General features: G+C 64.1%; 16 protein-coding genes. 9 read left to right on the forward strand and 7 right to left on the reverse strand.

Annotated features, from left to right (window positions below):
• The 3 genes from VGG47_RS06710 to VGG47_RS06720 all read right to left on the reverse strand — a co-directional run.
• A partial coding sequence (locus VGG47_RS06710) for an AAA family ATPase (protein ID WP_331536725.1) occupies nt 1-1,378 on the reverse strand: 1,378 nt, incomplete at its 3' end.
• Nucleotides 1,379-1,544: 166 nt separating this feature from the next.
• Nucleotides 1,545-1,874 carry an ATP-dependent Clp protease adapter ClpS gene (clpS, locus tag VGG47_RS06715; protein ID WP_331536858.1) on the reverse strand — a complete coding sequence of 110 codons (330 nt, stop codon included), beginning with the start codon at nt 1,872-1,874 and terminating at the stop codon, nt 1,545-1,547.
• A 308-nt stretch (nt 1,875-2,182) separates the two neighbouring features.
• On the reverse strand, nt 2,183-2,707 hold the full coding sequence (locus VGG47_RS06720) for a phasin family protein (RefSeq protein ID WP_331536727.1): 525 nt from the start codon (nt 2,705-2,707) through the stop codon (nt 2,183-2,185).
• Nucleotides 2,708-3,176: 469 nt separating this feature from the next.
• Between VGG47_RS06720 and VGG47_RS06725 the strand changes: the two genes are divergently transcribed.
• From VGG47_RS06725 to VGG47_RS06735, 3 genes are all read left to right on the forward strand, one after another.
• Nucleotides 3,177-4,442, forward strand: coding sequence for a D-alanyl-D-alanine carboxypeptidase family protein (locus VGG47_RS06725; RefSeq protein WP_331536729.1), 1,266 nt, complete (start codon nt 3,177-3,179; stop codon nt 4,440-4,442).
• A gap of 292 nt (nt 4,443-4,734) precedes the next feature.
• On the forward strand, nt 4,735-5,319 hold the full coding sequence (locus VGG47_RS06730) for a DedA family protein (RefSeq protein ID WP_331536731.1): 585 nt from the start codon (nt 4,735-4,737) through the stop codon (nt 5,317-5,319).
• Entirely contained in the window at nt 5,316-6,437 is a 1,122-nt protein-coding gene (locus tag VGG47_RS06735; protein WP_331536733.1) for a D-alanine--D-alanine ligase, read from the forward strand. The genes VGG47_RS06730 and VGG47_RS06735 overlap by 4 nt, the downstream gene beginning before the upstream one ends.
• A gap of 145 nt (nt 6,438-6,582) precedes the next feature.
• Here the strand turns inward: VGG47_RS06735 and VGG47_RS06740 are convergent, their stop codons facing one another.
• On the reverse strand, nt 6,583-8,022 hold the full coding sequence (locus VGG47_RS06740; RefSeq protein WP_331536735.1) for an MDR family MFS transporter: 1,440 nt from the start codon (nt 8,020-8,022) through the stop codon (nt 6,583-6,585).
• A 386-nt stretch (nt 8,023-8,408) separates the two neighbouring features.
• On the opposite strand from VGG47_RS06740, the gene atpH reads away from it, so the two are divergent.
• Genes atpH through atpC form a run of 5 tightly spaced genes read left to right on the forward strand, consistent with a single transcriptional unit; the run spans nt 8,409 to nt 13,262 of the window.
• Nucleotides 8,409-8,972, forward strand: a complete 564-nt coding sequence (gene atpH, locus VGG47_RS06745) for an ATP synthase F1 subunit delta (protein WP_331536737.1) — start codon at nt 8,409-8,411, stop codon at nt 8,970-8,972.
• A gap of 1 nt (nt 8,973) precedes the next feature.
• Nucleotides 8,974-10,506, forward strand: coding sequence for a F0F1 ATP synthase subunit alpha (atpA, locus tag VGG47_RS06750; protein ID WP_331536739.1), 1,533 nt, complete (start codon nt 8,974-8,976; stop codon nt 10,504-10,506).
• A 3-nt stretch (nt 10,507-10,509) separates the two neighbouring features.
• Nucleotides 10,510-11,391: a F0F1 ATP synthase subunit gamma gene (locus tag VGG47_RS06755; protein WP_331536741.1), complete on the forward strand. Its 882-nt coding sequence runs from the start codon at nt 10,510-10,512 to the stop codon at nt 11,389-11,391.
• Nucleotides 11,392-11,402: 11 nt separating this feature from the next.
• Complete coding sequence (gene atpD, locus VGG47_RS06760; RefSeq protein ID WP_331536743.1) at nt 11,403-12,833, forward strand: F0F1 ATP synthase subunit beta; 1,431 nt, start codon at nt 11,403-11,405, stop codon at nt 12,831-12,833.
• A gap of 9 nt (nt 12,834-12,842) precedes the next feature.
• On the forward strand, nt 12,843-13,262 hold the full coding sequence (atpC, locus tag VGG47_RS06765) for an ATP synthase F1 subunit epsilon (protein ID WP_331536744.1): 420 nt from the start codon (nt 12,843-12,845) through the stop codon (nt 13,260-13,262).
• 213 nt (nt 13,263-13,475) lie between these two features.
• Here the strand turns inward: atpC and VGG47_RS06770 are convergent, their stop codons facing one another.
• The 3 genes from VGG47_RS06770 to fsa form a co-directional block, all read right to left on the reverse strand.
• Nucleotides 13,476-14,255 (reverse strand): sulfite exporter TauE/SafE family protein, encoded by a 780-nt coding sequence (locus tag VGG47_RS06770; RefSeq protein ID WP_331536746.1) that lies wholly within the window; start codon nt 14,253-14,255, stop codon nt 13,476-13,478.
• Nucleotides 14,256-14,438: 183 nt separating this feature from the next.
• Nucleotides 14,439-15,362: a tyrosine recombinase XerC gene (locus VGG47_RS06775; protein WP_331536748.1), complete on the reverse strand. Its 924-nt coding sequence runs from the start codon at nt 15,360-15,362 to the stop codon at nt 14,439-14,441.
• A 143-nt stretch (nt 15,363-15,505) separates the two neighbouring features.
• Nucleotides 15,506-16,162 (reverse strand): fructose-6-phosphate aldolase, encoded by a 657-nt coding sequence (fsa, locus tag VGG47_RS06780; protein ID WP_331536750.1) that lies wholly within the window; start codon nt 16,160-16,162, stop codon nt 15,506-15,508.
• Between the two features lie 42 nt (nt 16,163-16,204).
• Here fsa and priA point away from each other — a divergent pair, with 42 nt between their 5' ends.
• Complete coding sequence (gene priA / locus VGG47_RS06785; protein WP_331536752.1) at nt 16,205-18,187, forward strand: replication restart helicase PriA; 1,983 nt, start codon at nt 16,205-16,207, stop codon at nt 18,185-18,187.
• The last annotated feature ends 125 nt before the right edge of the window (nt 18,188-18,312 follow it).

Genomic DNA, 18,312 nt, shown 5'->3' on the forward strand with positions numbered 1-18,312 from the left:
CCAGCGTCCGCAGCACCTCCTTGTCGTCGGCCGAGACCGATTTGGGCGGGATGCGGGCGATCTTGGACACCATGTCCTCGACATCCTTGAGCGTCACGGTCTTGCGGCGCTTGGATTCCGGCTGCAGCATGCGCGCCGCCCCGGCCTCGTCGATGACGTCGATGGCCTTGTCCGGCAGCTTGCGGTCGTTGATGTACTTCGCCGCCAGTTCCACGGCGCCGCGGATCGCGTCGTCGGTGTAGCGGACCTTGTGGTGCTTCTCATACGCGACCTTCAGCCCGCGCAGGATCTTCACCGCGTCCTCGACAGACGGCTCGTTGACGTCGATTTTCTGGAAGCGCCGGACCAGCGCCCGGTCCTTCTCGAAATAGTTGCGGAATTCCTTGTAGGTGGTCGAGCCGATGCAGCGCAGCGCGCCCTGCGCCAAAGCCGGCTTGAGCAGGTTGGAGGCATCCATCGCCCCGCCGGACGTCGCACCCGCGCCGATCACCGTGTGGATTTCGTCGATGAACAGAATGGCGCCGGGCGAGTTCTCCATCTCGGTCACCACCGCCTTCAGCCGCTCCTCGAAATCGCCGCGGTAGCGGGTGCCGGCCAGCAGCGCGCCCATGTCGAGCGCGAAGATCGTCGCGTTCAGCAGCACTTCCGGCACGTCGCCATCGACGATGCGCTTGGCCAGGCCTTCCGCGATCGCGGTCTTGCCGACGCCGGGATCACCCACATAGAGCGGGTTGTTCTTGGTGCGGCGGCAGAGGATCTGGATGGTCCGCTCGATCTCCTGCTCGCGGCCGATCAACGGGTCGATCTTCCCGGCCACCGCCTTCTTGTTGAGGTTGACGCAATAGGTGGTGAGCGCGTCCTGGCCGCGTTTGGGCGTGCTCTTCTCCTCGCGGTCCGGCTCCTGCTCGGCCGCCCCGGTGGGCGTGCGCGGCGCCGACTTGCCCGGCGACTTGGCGATGCCGTGGGAGATGAAGTTCACCGCGTCCAGCCGCGTCATGTCCTGCAGTTGCAGGAAGTATACCGCATGGCTCTCGCGCTCGCTGAACAACGCCACCAGCACGTTCGCCCCGGTGACCTCGTCACGGCCGGAGGACTGCACATGGATGGCGGCGCGCTGCACGACACGCTGGAAGCCGGCGGTCGGCTTCGGGTCGCCGGCGCGGTCAGTGGCCAGCCCGGCGAGGTCCTTGTCGAGGAATTCGGTGAGGTCTTTCTTGATCTTCTCGATATCGACCCCGCAGGCGCGCAGCACCGTGATGGCGTCGGCATCGTCGATCAAGCCAAGGAGCAGGTGCTCGAGCGTCGCATATTCATGCTTGCGATCGGCAGCCAATGAAAGAGCACGGTGCAGAGTTTGTTCAAGATTGCTAGAGAGCATAGCTTTAAACCGTTCCTTCACGCCGATAAACGGCGCTCTTATATCCGGGCGATACAAGTGCCTGCCCGGCCGGCGTCATTGCCATTTGTTGCCATCATTCGGGATCTGACCGGACGGCGCCAGCCCCTATAAACGCAACATAGGGACGCTTTATGGCATTACAGCGTCATTCTTTCTCAATAGTGCATTGCAGAGGGTGCTGGTTTTGCCGCGCCAGGTCCATGACCTGAGTCACTTTTGTTTCCGCGACCTCGTAGGTGTAGACGCCGCACACCCCGACGCCGCGGCGGTGCACATGCAGCATGATCTGCGTCGCCTGGTCGCGGGATTTCTGGAAGAAGCGCTCGAGAACATGCACGACGAACTCCATCGGCGTGTAATCGTCGTTCAGCATCAGAACCTTGTACATGGTCGGCTTACGGGTCCTGGGGCGGGGTTTGACCACCACGCCGGTATTCGGCCCTTCGCCTCCCCGCTGCTTGTCGTTCTCACTCATCATCAGCATCCTGAAACTCGATCGGGCCTGCGCCTAGCCCCCTCCGGATAGATCCACCCCCGGATAACCCCAGGATCGACCCTTCTCCGATAAGCCAGCATATCGAAAGCTCTGGCCGATGTGAAAGAGCGATTTTCCGCTTGGACCGAAAAACATCACCGCATGAACAAGAAATTGACGGCATGCCCCGCCCCCGAACGCAAAAAGGCCGGCCCCGTCAGGAGCCAGCCTCGCCGCCGCCGCTCGAAAAAGCCGGCGGTCGCAAAAAATACGAGGGACCGGGCGCCTCCGCCGGCCCCGCGCTGGCCTTAGCGCGTCTTGCCGAACGTCTCGACCGCCAGGGTGACACGCGCGGTGATCGGCGCGACCACCTGCTCGGCCAACTTCACGCTGGCATCGGTCAGCTTGTTGGTCTCGGACACCGCCTTCTCGATCGAGGATTTGGCGAAGCCAGTCTGCAGATCGACCGCTTCCTTGACCGATTTCACGCCCATCAGGGACTTCGTGAAGGCCACCGTCTCTTCCAGCGAGGCCTTGCTGGACGCGGCGAAATGCTTGGAAATATCCTGGAAGCCGGAAGCGTAGATCTGGCCCGCCTTCATCAGCGCTTCCATGTTGCCCTGGCTGAACACCATCATTTCCTCGGCCGTTTTCATCGCTTTCTCCATATTTTCCTTGATCTTCACTTGCGAGGTCTCGAGCCCCTTGGCGGCCCGCTCCATGCCTTCCTTCATCGTCACCAGGGTCTTGTCGAACCCTTTGTTCGCGGCGTCGGCCGTGTGTTCGAAGGTGGTCGCGACCTCGGAGGCGGCTTTCGATTTCGTGCTGCTCATTCTCTTATTATTCCCCATTTAAGATCATAAAAGGTCTGCACAGCCCCAACCAGGCGAGCGAAAACGGCATTTGCCGCAGTGCAGCAAAATTGCTATAGCTTAAATAGCGTTTCGGGGTCAATATGTTTGTTGTGCGACGCACAAACACTTCTTGATTTTGAAACATTCCGCTGCTGGCCACACGAGTTTGTGAAAATGGTGGTCTTTGCAAGCCGCACTCGGAGCGCCCGGCGAAGGCCATGGCCGACGGCCACGCACGCCTCGCCGCCCGGCCAGCCTCCCCTTTTAACCCCTTAAAATTTCTGTTCTTTTCTACGGCCGGTAAACAATTTTTGGCTGGACACAAGACGTCCGGAACGTTTAGATCGACGCAGTTTTTCGCGGGATGGCGTGTATGGGGGCGGGGTTGAAAAGGCGAGGCGCTAGGCTGGCAGCATTATTCGGCCTTTGTGCGGCCAGTTGGCTGACTGTGCGACCCGCCACCGCTGACGTCCATCACCACATTTACCACCATCACGCGTACCACCATCACGCGTACTACCATCATGTGCGGTACCGGCCGGCGGCCGAGATAGTCCCCCCTTCGGCCGGCTTCGGCCCGACCTATCCCGGCCCGAGCTCGCTGGTGATGGACGCGGCCAGCGGCCGCGTGCTCGCCGAGAGCGGGGCGGACATTCCCCGCTACCCCGCCAGCCTGACCAAGCTGATGACGCTCGACCTCGCCTTCCAGGCGCTGCGCGACGGCCGGCTGACCCTGGACACACCGCTCCCGGTCTCCGTGCAGGCCGCCTCGGTCGAGCCGGTGAAGCTCGGCCTGCGCCCCGGCAGCACCATCACCGTGGAACAGGCGATCCTGGCGATGACCACGATGTCCGCCAACGACGCCGCAACCGCGCTCGGCGAGTATCTGGGCGGCGGCTCCGACGTGCGCATCGCGGAAATGATGAACCTGCGCGCGCAGGCGCTCGGCATGGCGCAGACCCATTTCGCCAACCCCTCCGGCCTGCCCGACCCGAACCAGGTGACCACGGCGCGCGACCTCGGAATCCTGGCGCGGGATATCGTCATCAACGACCCGGAAGACCAGCATTTCTTCGAGGTCGAAAGCTTCGATTTCGAGGGCCGCACGATCTACAGCAACAATGGCATGCTGAAACTCTATCCCGGCACTACCGGGATGAAGACCGGCTATACCGATCTCGCCCGGCACAATCTCGTGACCACGGCCGACCACGACGGCCGGATCCTGATCGGCGTCACCCTGCACGAGCCGAGTTGGGGCACCAGCTACACCGCGATGGCGATGCAGCTCAACAACGGCTTTGACGACCGCGGCACCGCGCCGGATCTCGCCGTTGCCGCCGCCGCGCCAGCCGCGCCCATCACCACGCCCGCCGTTCCGGTCCGCATGGCCGCTTCGCGTGACGCCGGGCGTTATGGCCATCCCGGCGCCATTGGCGGCTGGACCGCGCAGCTCGGCGTCTACAGACTCATGGTCAGCGCGCGCATCGAGGCGATCGCAGTGCAAAGACGGCACGGCGTCGGCGTCGCCCGCATCGCCCGGTTGCAACGGCACGGCCACACGCTGTGGACCGCGCAGCTGGCCGGCCTGACCCTCACGGCCGCGCACGAGACCTGCAACGACCTGGCCGCGCGCCGTTCCTCGTGCCTGATCATCGCCCCCTCGACCGACCATCTCGCCTCCCTGCCCGCCGACGACGGCGACAGGACCTAGAGCCGGAAGCGAAGGGGAAGTCTTCTTTTTGTGAACAAAAAGAAGCAAAAAAACTTTATTAATGCTGGGCCATGGGCTGTGTCGGCGACAACGCCCACGGCCCAGCATAACAAAAGTTTTTGCGCCGCTTTGGCTCGAAAAGCGGCCGCTTTCCTCTCTCTGAGCCCCGCGCCCCGACGCAAGGCAACCCTTCGTGTCAAGCCCTCCCCGCCCCTTTCACCGTTTCCCCCCTGGCCGCGAGGGGTGACGCGCCGATTTGAGGTGCGACGCGGTTTTCCCTATGTGGAGCCATATGATCACATCCGAATTCACGGAGCTGCTCGCGGCAGCCTCCGGCAACGAGCCGCTGCAGGCGGCGACGATCGTGATCGGCACATTCATCCTGGAAGACGCGGCAACGCTCCTGGCCGCGATGCAGGTGGCGACCGGGGCGCTATCCCTGCCATTGGCGCTGTGCTCGCTCTATGCGGGCATTGTGCTGGGCGATCTCGGCCTTTACGGGCTCGGCGGCCTGTCCGCCTCCCATCCCTGGGCGGCGCGGATGGTGCCCAAGCGGCGGCGCGATATCGGCCGCGACTGGGTCAGCCAGCGGATCATCTCCCTGGTTCTGGTCAGCCGCTTCGTCCCCGGCCTGCGCCTGCCGACCTATACCACGCTTGGCTTCCTGCACGCGCCTCTCGGCCGCTTTGCGGCCGCCGCCATCGGCGCCACGCTGGTATGGACGTCCGGGCTCTTTTACGTCAGCCTGCGGCTCGGCACCTTGCTGATGCATTATCTCGGCGTTTGGCGCTGGGCAGGCCTTGCAATATTTCTTATAATGTTAGTGATGGTGGGACGGCTTGCCACGCGTATTTACGATAAGAGGACCAGTTCATGAGCGAGACAACGCTCCGCACCAACCTGCGCTCCTTCTTCGGGCAGGCCGGCCTCTCCAAAGCCAAAAGCCCCGTTTCCTTCTTTGAATTCTGGCCCGGCTGGTTGTTCTACACCCCCGTGGTCGCCTTCTGGATCCTGAAATCCATCCGCTATGGCAGCATCACCCTGCCGACGCTGGCCAATCCCCGCATCGATGCCGGCGGCCTCTGCGGCGAGTCCAAGAACGGCATTCTCGACCAGGCCGGCCCCACGGCCCGGCAATGGATCGCCAACTTCGCCGCCGTCACCACCTCGGGCCATAATGACGGCAACGACCTGGCGCTGGCCCGCGCCGCGATGGCCACAGCGGGGCTGGAATATCCGGTGGTCGCCAAGCCGGACATGAGCTGCAACGGCGTGGGGGTGCGCATCGTCCGCGACGACACGCAGCTGGCCGCCTATCTCGCCGAATTCCCCCGCGCCACGGCCTTGCAGCTGCAGGCCTATGTCCCCTTCGAGGGCGAGGCCGGAATTTTCTATATCCGCCACCCCGGCGAGGCCAGCGGCCGCATCACCTCGGTGACCCTGAAATTCCCCCCGACCGTGACCGGCGACGGCGCCTCCACCGTGCGCCAGCTGGTCGCCGCCGATGCGCGGCTGAACGCCGTTTCCAACCTGATCCTGCCGAAAATCGGCGCCAAGGCGGACAGCGTGCCGCCCCGCGGCGAGACGGTGCGGCTGGTCTTCGTCGGCAACCATTGCCGCGGCTCGACCTTCAAGGACGGGCAGGACATCGTCACCCCGGCACTGACCGCGCGCATCGACGAGATCGCGAGGGATATGCCGGACCTGCACTTCTCGCGGATCGACCTGCGCTACGAATCGCTGGAGGATCTGCGAGCCGGCGAGAATTTCAAGATCATCGAGTTGAACGGCAGCGGCTCGGAAGCGACCCATATCTGGGACCCGCAAATGACCATCGCCAAGGCCTATGCCGCGCAGTTCTTCCATTACGGCGAGTCGTTCCGCATCGGTGCGACGATCCGCAAGCGCGGCCTGCGCCCGCTCGGCGCCTTCAAGCTGCTGGCGCTGTGGCAGCATCAGAAGCGACTGATGGCCGTCTATCCCGCCAACGAGTAAGACAAGGAAGACTATTTTTTGTGAACAAAAAGTAGCAAAAAAACTTTATTACGCTGGGCCATGGGCGTTGGCGCGGACAACGCCCATGGCCCAGCATAATAAAAATTTTTTGCGCCGCTTTTTTTAAAAAGCGGCTGCTTTCTTTCTACGCCTCGCTCGCCGTCGCGCCTTCCAGCGAACTGCGCAGGGGCATTTCCTTCATCCGCCAGGCGATCACCATCGCCACGATCTGGAGCGTGGCGCAGGCGCAAAAGCCGTAGCGAAAGCCCTGGTGCAGGTTCGAATGCGCCAGCGCCAGCAAGGCGCCGACCAAGGTGGCGCCGAACGCCCCGCCCATCGCGCGCATCAACATCAGCAATCCCGTTGCCGCTCCCATATCCCGCCGCGCCGCCAGGCTTTGCGCCTGCACCAGCGAGACGGGCATCACGCAACCGATGCCGAGGCCGAACAGCGCGGAGACGCTGATCGGATAGAACAGAGTTCCGGCCCCCGGCGCCACCGCCAGGACCAGGAATCCCGCCGCCGAGGTGGCGACGCCGGCCATCAGAATGACACGGCCACGGCCGGTGCGCCGCAGCATCTGCCCCGCCCCATAGGCCCCCGCCGTGCTCCCGAACAAAAATGGTACCAGTTCAAGCCCGGAGGCGCTCGCCCCTTGGTGGTAGAGCCATTGCAGCATCAGCGGGAGCAGAAAAATCGCCCCGAACATGGCGGCGGCATTGGCGAAGGAGACTTCCAGAAGCGCCCGGAAAGCTGGCTTGACCAGCAGCGCACCGGGAAAAAGCGGCGCTTCCGCCTGCCTCTGCTGCAGCACCAGCACCGCGAGAATCACGACCGCGAGCGCGAAAACGCCGAGCACCTCCGCCGACAGCCACGGCACATCCACGCCGCCCGTACTCAGCCCGAACAAAGCGGCCGCCACCGCCGCCATCATCAGCAGCGCGCCGGAATAATCGATCCGGCTGCGCAGCCCGGTGGGCTTCAGCCCGGCCAGCCCCCGCGCGCTGAAGCCCATGGCGAGCAGCGCCAGCGGCACGTTGAACCAGAAAATCCAGCGCCAGCTTAAGGCCTGGGCGACGAATCCGCCGGCGATCGGCCCGGCGACCGAGGAGATCGTCCACACCATGGAGAACCAGGCCTGGTATTTGCCGCGTTCGCGCGGCGGGATCACATCCGCCACCGCCGCTTGGCTCACCGCCAGCAGCGCGCCGCCGCCGATCCCTTGCAAGGCCCGCGCCAAGATCAGCATCAGCACTGAGGAGGACAGCGCGCACAGCACCGAGGCGACGCAGAAAAATACCAGCGCCGGGATCAGCACCTCGCGCCGCCCCAGCTGGTCGGATAATTTGCCGTAGATCGGCGTGGTCGCCGTGGCGGTCAGCAGGTAGGCGGACACCACCCAGGAGAGATGCCCCGCGCCGTGCAGGTTCGCCGCCATTTGCGGGATCGCCGGCAGCACCACCGTCTGGTCGAGCGCCGCCAGCATCATGCAGGTGAGAATGCCGAACACCACGCGCATGCGCTCAGCGTGGGAATAAACGCGACCGGCGCCCTCTAGCTGAGCGACTTGTTGATCGGGGGACATGGGCATTTCCGTTACTGACTCTGACATTTTTCCGCCCATGCCGGCGCAAAGACAAGGTACGGTACGAAATTTCTGCCATGCCGGAATGTGCCAGATAGGAAAGCGGCCGCTTTTTGAAAAAAGCGGCGCAAAAACTTCTTTTATGCTGGGCTATGGGCATTATCGGCGACAACGCCCATGGCCCAGGAGCAAAAAGAGTTTTTTTGCTCCTTTTTGTTCACAAAAAGTAGCCTTCCCTGCGCTTGCTCCGCCCCCACGCGATCCGGCGCGACATCGCCCCCCAGCCCCAGCTTCGGCCTTGCTGGCCCGGCAACGCTATGTTACTGCCCGGCGGATATGGCCCGATGGGCCTTAAATCACGGCAAAATAGCAAGCGAGCAGCATAATTGGTCGATCACACGGGTACTGGTGAAACGGGATTATCCGGTCGCTACGCGGCAGCGCTTTACGCGCTCGCGTTCGAGCAGAAGATCCTGAATGACGTCGTCGATCAGATGGCCGCACTTGGCCGCCTGATCCAGGAATCCGCGGATCTGCGCCGTTTGATCGAAACCCCGCTGACCGATGCGGCGAAGGCCGCCCCGGTCCTGACGCAGGCGCTGGCCGCTCAGGGCTTTCTGCCCATTATCCGCAATTACGTGAACGTGGTGATCGCGAATCGCCGCCTGCGCGACCTGCCGTTTCTGATCGCCGGCTTCGCCGCCTATGTGGCGACCAAGCGCGGCGAGATCGTCGCCGACGTCACCTCCGCGCACGCTCTGTCCGACACGCAGCGCCATCAGCTGCGCGCCCGCCTCACCGAGGCCGGCTACGGCAATGTGCACCTGCGTGAACACACCGATCCGAGCCTGCTCGGCGGGCTGGTGCTGAAAATCGGCGCCAAGCTCTTCGACACCAGCCTCAAGTCTCGCCTTAACCGGCTCAATTATTCTCTCAAGGGAGCTGCCTGACATGGAGATCCGCCCAGCTGAAATCTCCGAAATTCTGAAGAGCCAGATCGCGAATTTCGACACTGAGTCCAACGTGGCCGAGACCGGCCAGGTGCTCTCTGTCGGCGATGGCATCGCACGGATTTTCGGCCTGACCAACGTGATGGCCGGCGAGCTGGTGGAATTCCCCGGCGCCGGCATCAAGGGCATGGCCCTGAACCTGCAGCAGGACAATGTCGGCGCGGTGATTTTCGGCGACGATACGCGGATCCGCGAGGGCGACACCGTCACCCGCACCGGCCAAATCGTCGACGTCCCCGTCGGCAAGGGCCTGCTCGGCCGCGTCGTCGACGCGCTCGGCAACCCGATCGACGGCAAGGGCCCGATCGTCTCCACCGAACGCCGCCTGGTCGAGACCAAGGCGCCGGGCATCATCCCGCGCAAGTCGGTGCATGAGCCGATGCAGACCGGCATCAAGTCGATCGACGTGCTGATCCCGATCGGCCGCGGCCAGCGCGAGCTGATCATCGGCGACCGCCAGACCGGCAAGACCGCGGTGATCATCGACACCATCATCAACCAGAAGGCCATCAACGCCCTGGGCGATGAGAGCAAGAAGCTCTACTGCATCTATGTTGCGGTCGGCCAGAAGCGCTCCACCGTGGCGCAACTGGTGCGCACGCTCGAAGAGCAGGGCGTGATGGAATACTCCATCGTCGTCGCCGCCACCGCCTCCGACCCGGCCCCGATGCAGTACCTGGCGCCCTATACCGGCTGCGCCATGGGCGAATATTTCCGCGACAACGCGATGCACGCGCTGATCGCCTATGACGACCTCTCCAAGCAGGCCGTCGCCTATCGCCAGATGTCGCTGCTGCTCCGCCGTCCGCCGGGACGCGAGGCCTATCCCGGCGACGTGTTCTATCTGCACTCGCGTCTCCTCGAGCGTGCGGCGAAGATGTCGGACGACATGGGCGCCGGTTCGCTGACCGCCCTGCCCGTCATCGAGACCCAGGCCGGCGACGTGTCCGCCTACATTCCGACCAACGTGATCTCGATCACCGACGGCCAGATCTTCCTGGAGACCGAGCTGTTCTTCAAGGGCATCCGCCCGGCGGTGAATGTCGGCCTCTCGGTCTCGCGCGTCGGCTCCGCCGCGCAGATCAAGGCGATGAAGCAGGTCGCCGGCAAGATCAAGCTGGAACTGGCGCAGTACCGCGAAATGGCGGCCTTCGCGCAGTTCTCCTCCGACCTCGACCCGGCGACGCAGAAGCTGCTGGCGCGTGGCGCGCGCCTGACGGAACTGCTGAAGCAGCCGCAATACCAGCCGCTCTCCGTCGAGGAGCAGGTGATCTCGGTGTTCGCCGGCACCCGCGGCTATCTGGACAACCTGGCGGTCGACCAGGTCGGCAAGTTCGAGGCGCACCTGCTCTCCGAGATCCAGGCGCGTGAGCCGGGCATCGTCGAGGCCATCCGCAACGATCAGCAAATCAAGCCGGAGACCGAGAAGAGCCTGATCGCCTTCATCGAAAACCTGCTGCGCACGTTCGGCTGACGCATGCCGTCACTGAAAACCCTCCGCAACCGGGTCAGCAGCGTCAAATCGACGCAGAAGATCACGAGTGCGATGAAGATGGTGGCCGCCGCCAAACTGCGCCGCGCGCAGGCGCAGGCGGAGGCCTCCCGTCCCTATGCCAAGCGTATGGGCGAAATGATGGCGGCCCTGGCCGCCGCCGAAGCGAAAAACCCGAGCGCGCCTGCGCTGCTGGTCGGCAATGGCCGCCAGCAGACGCATCTGCTCGTGGCTGTCACCGCCGATCGCGGCCTCGCCGGTGCGTTCAACTCGAACGTCGCCCGCTCTGTCCGCAACCAGGCGCAGGCGCTGGAAAGCCAGGGCAAGACGGTGAAAATTTTCGCCGTCGGCCGCAAGGGCAATGATTCGCTCCGCCGCGATCTCGGCGACAAGGTCATCGGCACGAAGAATTTCGTCGGCAAGAAGACGCTGGAATTCACCGACGCCGAGGCGATCGCCCAGGACCTGATCCAGATGTTCCGCGACGGGCAGTTCGACGTCTGCACGCTGGTGTTCAACCGCTTCCAGTCGGTGATGACCCAGACCGTGACGACCTCGCCGCTGATCCCCGCCGCCCCGTCCCAGGCCAACGACAACGCCGCCGACGACGCGCAGGGCTACGAGGTCGAGCCCGATGACGGCTCGCTGCTGGACCGGCTGCTGCCGCGCAACCTGGCGGTGCAGATCTACGCCGCGTTGTTGGAAAACAATGCCGGCTTCTATGCCAGCCAGATGACGGCGATGGACAACGCCACCCGCAATGCCGGTGAAATGATCAAGAAGCTCTCGCAGAGCTACAACCGCGCCCGGCAGGCGAACATCACCAAAGAACTTATCGAGATCATCTCCGGCGCTGAAGCCGTTTAAGGTAGAGACACATGGCAAGCAACAACACTGGTCGCGTGACCCAAATCCTCGGCGCTGTCGTCGACGTGCAGTTCGAGGGTGAGCTTCCCTTCATCCAGAGCGCGCTCACCACCATGGTCGGCGAGCGCACCCTGGTGCTGGAAGTCGCGCAGGAAATCGGCGAGCGCACCGTGCGCTGCATCGCCATGGACACCACCGACGGCATGGTCCGCGGCGCCGAGGTCACCGACACCGGGGCGGCGATCTCCGTGCCGGTCGGCCCGGGCACGCTGGGGCGCATCCTCAACGTGGTTGGCGACCCGATCGACGAGCGCGGCCCGGTTCCGGCCGTCGGCCGCATGCCGATCCACCGCGATGCCCCGCCCTTCGAGGAACAGTCCGCCTCCGCGGAAATCCTCGTCACCGGCATCAAGGTCATCGACCTGCTCGCCCCCTATCAGAAGGGCGGCAAGACCGGCCTGTTCGGCGGCGCCGGCGTGGGCAAGACCGTGCTCATCCAGGAACTGATCAACAACATCGCCAAGGGCCATGGCGGCGTGTCGGTGTTCGCCGGCGTCGGCGAGCGCACCCGCGAAGGCAACGACCTATATCATGAAATGATCGATGCCGGTGTCATCAAGCTGGGCGAGAACGACACCGCCGGCTCCAAGGTGGCACTGGTCTATGGCCAGATGAACGAGCCGCCGGGCGCGCGCGCCCGCGTCGCCCTCTCCGGCGTAACGATGGCCGAGTATTTCCGCGACCAGGAAGGCCAGGACGTGCTGTTCTTCATCGACAACATTTTCCGCTTCACCCAGGCGGGCGCCGAGATGTCCGCGCTGCTGGGCCGCATCCCCTCCGCGGTGGGCTATCAGCCGACACTGTCCACCGACATGGGCGCGCTGCAGGAACGCATCACCTCCACCAAGAAGGGCTCCATCACCTCGGTGCAGGCGATCTACGTGCCGGCCGACGACTTGACCGACCCGGCGCCCGCGACCTCGTTCGCCCATCTGGATGCCACGACCGTGCTGAACCGCGCGATCTCCGAAAAGGGCATCTACCCGGCGGTGGACCCGCTCGACTCCACCTCGCGCTCGCTCGACCCGCGCATCGTCGGCGAGGAGCACTACAAGGTGGCGCGCGACGTGCAGCGCATCCTGCAGACCTACAAGTCGCTGCAGGACATCATCGCCATCCTCGGCATGGATGAGCTGTCGGAAGACGACAAGCTGATCGTCGCGCGGGCCCGCAAGATCGAGCGCTTCCTGTCGCAGCCTTTCCACGTGGCGGAAGTCTTCACCGGCTCGCCGGGCGTGTTCGTGGCGGTCGAAGACACCATCCGCTCCTTCAAGGGCATCGTCGCCGGCGAGTATGACCACCTGCAGGAAGCCGCCTTCTACATGGTCGGCACCATCGAGGATGCCATCAAGAAGGCCGAAGCCATGGCCACGAAGGCCTAAGGAGCCATCATGCCTCTCGCGCTGGAAATCATCGGCCCGGAAAAGCTCCTGCTGGCGCGCGACGTCGACATGGTCGTGATCCCGGGCACCGAGGGCGACCTCGGCATCCTTCCCGGCCACTCCCGTATGATCACCAGCCTGCGCGGCGGGCTGGTGGACATCTACGAGAACGACCGGATCATCGACCGTTTCTTCGTCTCCGGCGGCTTCGCCGAGGTCACCGAAACGCAATGCGCAGTGCTGGCGGATTCCATCACCCGCCAGTCCGAGCTTGACCCGGCCAAGGCGGACGCCGCTCTAGCCGAAGCCACGACCGCCTTCAACGCTGTGAATATGGCCGACCGCGACGCCTATCGCGTCGCCTCCGACCGGCTGATCTCGGCGCAGGCGATGGTGGACTGCATCGCCGCGTCTCACCACCACAGCTAATCTCCACACCGCTCACAAAAAAAACCCGCCTGCCCTTTCGGGAGGCGGGTTTTTTATGGAGAAGAAAGAAAGCAGCCGCTTTTTAAAAAAAGCGGCGCAAAAATTTTTGGCTATGCTGGGCTACGGGCGTTGTCGCCGACACAGCCCATGGCCCAGCAAAGCAAAGTTTTTTTGCTACTTTTTGTTCACAAAAAGTAGTCTTGCCTTCGCTTCCTAATGAAACAGCATCTTCCCGCCGACTACGGCCAGAATGATCCCCAGCGCCGCCTTAAGCACCCCGTCCGGGGCGTAGCGGGCCGTGTAGCTGCCGATGATGATGCCGGGAATGGAGCCTACGAGCAGCGATTCCAGGAGCGAAAAATTCACCGTGCCGAGATACCAGTGGCCGATTCCGGCCAGCAGGGTCAGCGGCACCGCATGGGCAATGTCGGACCCGACGATGGTGACCAGCGGCAGGCGTGGGTAGAGAACGATCAGCGCCACCGTGCCAAGCGCTCCCGCCCCCACCGAGGAGAGTGAGACCAGGATGCCGAGCACGAACCCAACCGCGATCGTATACTTATACGACGCCTCGACGCCGAAACTGGGATAGCGGCGGCTGATGAATTTCACCATCTGCCCCTTGAACACCAGGCTGATCGCGCTGAGCAGCAGCGCCACCCCCAAAGTGAGCGAGATCGCGTTGGTCACGCCGTTGCTGGCGACGCCGAAATAGGCGATGCCGGCCAGGCAGAGGATCGTCGCCGGCACCGAGCCACAGGCCAGCCGCCCGACGATCCGCCAGTCCACGGTCTTGCCCGCACTGTGGATCGTCGTCCCCACCGTCTTGGTGGCGGCGGCGAACAGCAGATCCGTGCCGACCGCCGTGGTGGGGTGAAAGCCGAACACCAGCATCAGCAGCGGCGTCATCAAAGAACCGCCGCCAACCCCGGTGAGGCCGACCAGAATACCGACGAGAAGCCCGGAAACGGCATAAGCCGGCTGAATTACCATTAATCCTACATGCATCATAAGGATATCTTTGCCCAGATTATTTTAAAAAAGGCAATGCGTGGCCATTATGCACAGATTCGAGGGCCTAAAAGTCACAAAGTGACGAGGATCGCTTCTGCTCCAGGCCCAAATTAACAAAGTTTTTTTGCTACTTTTTGTTCACAAAAAGTAGTCTTCCCGTCCTTACGCGTCCCGCCGCGCCGCGCGGGGATGCGCGTTGCGCCAGACCTCCATGAGCCGCACGGTCTCGACATCGGTGTAGCGTTGCGTGGTGGAGAGGCTGGCATGACCGAGCAGTTCCTGGATCGAACGCAGATCCGCGCCCCCTTCCAGCAGATGCGTGGCGAAAGAGTGTCGCAGCGCGTGCGGCGTGGCGTGCTCCGGCAGCCCGTTCAGCCGCCGGAAATCGCGCAGCGTTTTCTGCACCACCCCGGCATTCAGCCGCTTGCCCTGCACGCCGAGGAAAAGCGGTGCGTCCGGCGCGCTGTTGGGATGCAGGCGCAGCCAGGCGGCTAGGGCGGCGCGGATCACCGGCAGCAGCGGCACGATGCGTTGTTTGCTGCCTTTCCCGGTAACGCGCAGCGCGGCATCCTCCGCCGGCAGATCACCGACATTGAGCGACAGCGCCTCGTTGATGCGCAGGCCAGCGCCATAGAGCAGACACATCAGCGCCTCGTCACGCGCCTGCGTCTGTGCCCTGTTGGTGGCCTCGCCGATGTCCTGGGCGATTTTTTTGGCATCGTCGGGGCTTAAGCCCCGCGGCAGCGGTCGTTTGGGCCGGGGCCTTCCGACCAGCGCCAGCGCGGTGTTTTCGACCCCGTGGCGCTTGCGCAGAAACCGGTAGAACGTCTTGATCGCCGAAAGCTTTCGGGCGCGCGTCGTGTTCCCCGTCCCTCTCAAAGCATCAGCAGCGATCCAGGCGCGGATATCCGCCGCCCGCAGCGCGCCCAGCGCCGCCGCATCCGGCTCGGCGCCGATATGCTCCTGGCAGAACGCCAGAAAGGCCAGAATGTCCCGGCCATAAGTCTCCACGGTCTTGGCGGCCGCGCGGCGCTCGCCGCCCAGCCAGCCCAGAAACTCACCTGCGAGGGGATGGTAGGCTAGCAAAGTGGCCGCTTTTTAAAAAACGCGGCGCAAAAATTTTTGCTATGCTGGGTCATGGGCGGTGTCCCCGACAGCGCCCATGACCCAGCATTAACAAAGTTTTTTTGCTTCTTTTTGTTCACAAAAAGAAGTCTTCTCTTCGCTTACTAGGCAATCGTCTGCCCGGTCTTCGCCCAATCGGCCAGAAACGCGGCCAAGCCCTTATCGGTGAGCGGATGGGCATAGAGCTGGCGGATGACCGCGGGCGGAATGGTCGCGACATCGGCGCCCATTTTCGCTGCCTCGATCAGATGGATCGGGTTGCGGATCGAGGCGACCAGCACCTCGGTCCGGATCGCCGGGTAGTTGTTATAGATCTGCGTGATGTCGGCGATCAGATCCATGCCATTCTGGCCGATATCATCGAGCCGGCCGACGAAGGGGGAGATGAAGGCGGCGCCGGCCTTGGCCGCCAGCAGCGCCTGGGCGGCGGAGAAACACAGCGTCACGTTCACCATCACGCCCTTCTGGCTCAGGCTGTGGCAGGCGCGCAGGCCATCCGGCGTCAGCGGCACCTTGACCGCGACATTCGGGGCGATGCGTGAGAGCACCTCCGCCTCTTTCATCATCTGGCCGTATTCAGTCGCCGCCACCTCGGCGCTCACCGGGCCGGATACGACATCGCAGATCTCCGCGATCACCTCGGTGATTTTTCGCCCGGATTTGGCGATGAGCGACGGATTCGTCGTGACCCCGTCCAGCAGGCCGGTCTCGGCCAGTTCGCGGATCTCGGAAATTTCAGCGGTGTCGACGAAGAATTTCATGCGCACTTCCCGTTTTCAGATGGTCCGGCCTAAGCATGTAGCATGGATGCCCGAAGCCAAACCACCCGTCTCAGCGTGCTGCTGCCTTATCCGTTCGATGCCGCCTTCACCTATGAGTCCGCCTCAAAGCTGCCGCCGGGCACGCTGGTGCGGGTGCCGCTGGGCAAGCGCGTGGCGGTCGGCGCGGTCTGGGACACGGCGCCTGACGAGACGGTCAAAACCAAGGCGGTGGCGGAAATCCTTGATTTCCCGCCGCTGCCGGCGCAGCTGATGCAGTTCATCGACTGGGTGGCGAATTACACGCTGGCCCGGCGCGGTGACGTGCTGGCGTTGGCCCTCAAGGAATCTCTCCTCGCCGCCCCCTCGGCGCGGGCGAAAAAATTTCTTTTCGGCGGCGCCGATCCCACTTTGCCGCCGCCCGAATTTTCCGCCGCCCAGGAGGCGGCGGTGGCAGCGCTGCAGGAGGATGTGCGGGCACGAACATTTTCCGTGACCCTGCTCGACGGCGTGACCGGCTCGGGCAAGACCGAAGTGTATCTGGAGGCCGTGGCGCAAGTGCTGCGCCAGGGCGGCCAGGCGCTGGTGCTGTTGCCGGAAATCGCGCTCTCGGTGCAATTCTTCCAGCGCTTCGAGCGCCGCTTCGGCGCGCCGCCCGCGGTCTGGCATTCCGAGCTGACGCCGGCCTTGCGGCGGGAAACGCTGCGCGCGGTGGCGGAGGGGAGAGTGAACGTGGTGGTGGGGGCGCGCTCGGCGCTGTTCCTGCCCTTCGCCGACCTGCAACTGATCGTGGTGGATGAGGAGCACGAAAGCGCGTTCAAGCAGGAAGACGGGGTGATGTATCACGCCCGCGACATGGCGGTGCTGCGCGCCCGCCTGGCCGCTGCCCCCTGCGCGCTGGTGAGCGCCACGCCGAGCCTCGAGAGCGTGGAGAACGCCGCCTCCGGCCGTTACAAGAAGGTCGATCTGCCGACCCGCCATGGCGGGGCGACCCTGCCCACCGTGAAGGCTGTCGACCTGCGCGCACACCCGCCGGAGAAAGGCCAGTTTCTCTCGCCGGTGCTGGTGACGGCGCTGCGCGAGACAATGGCGCGCGGCGAGCAGGGCATGCTGTTCCTCAACCGCCGCGGCTACGCGCCCCTTACCTTGTGCCGGCAATGCGGCCATCGCCTGGCCTGCCCGCATTGCACCTCCTGGCTGGTCGAACATCGCAGCCATTCCCGGCTGATCTGCCACCATTGCGGCCATAGCGTCGGCATGCCGCAGAAATGTCCCGGCTGCGAAGCGGAATCGAGCTTCGTGCCAATCGGCCCCGGCGTCGAGCGGATCGCCGAGGAGGTCACGCAGCTTTTCCCCGAGGCGCGCACGCTGGTGATGGCGAGCGACATGATCCAGGGGCCGAAACAGGCCGCCGCCGCCGCGCAGGCGATTTCCGACCGCGCGGTGGACCTGATCATCGGCACGCAGATGGTGGCGAAAGGCTGGCATTTTCCGCATCTCACGCTGGTCGGCGTGGTCGATGCCGATCTCGGCCTCGGCGGCGGCGATCTGCGCGCCGGCGAACGCACCGTGCAGATGCTGCACCAGGTCGCCGGCCGCGCCGGCCGCGCCGAGGCGCCAGGCACGGTGCTGCTGCAAAGCTTCGCGCCCGAACACCCGGTGATCGCCGCCTTGCTGTCGGGAAATCTGCCGGAATTCCTGGCCCAGGAGGCGGCGCAGCGCCGCCCCGGCCATTGGCCGCCTTACGGAAGGCTGGTGGCGCTGATCGTCAGCGCCACGGACGAAAAACTCGCCGACGCCACCGCCCGCGCCCTCGCCCGCAGCGCCCCAACCGCGCCCGGCACGGAAGTCCTGGGTCCCGCCCCCGCCCCGTTCGCGCTCCTGCGCGGACGCTTCCGGCGCCGGCTGCTGCTGAAAGCGGCCCGGCACGTGCCGGTCCAAAAACTCATGCGCGACTGGCTGGCCCGCACCGACATCCCGAAAAACGTGCGGGTGGATGTCGATATCGACCCGGTTTCATTCATGTAAAAAGAAAGCGGCCGCTTTTAAAAAAGCGGCGCAAAAATTTTTGTTATGCTGGGCCATGGGCGGTGGCAGCGACAACGCCCATGGCCCAGCATAACAAAGTTTTTTTGCTATTTTTTGTTCACAAA

Origin of the sequence: Acidocella sp. (genome assembly GCF_036489515.1) — a bacterium.
GTDB lineage: Bacteria > Pseudomonadota > Alphaproteobacteria > Acetobacterales > Acetobacteraceae > Acidocella.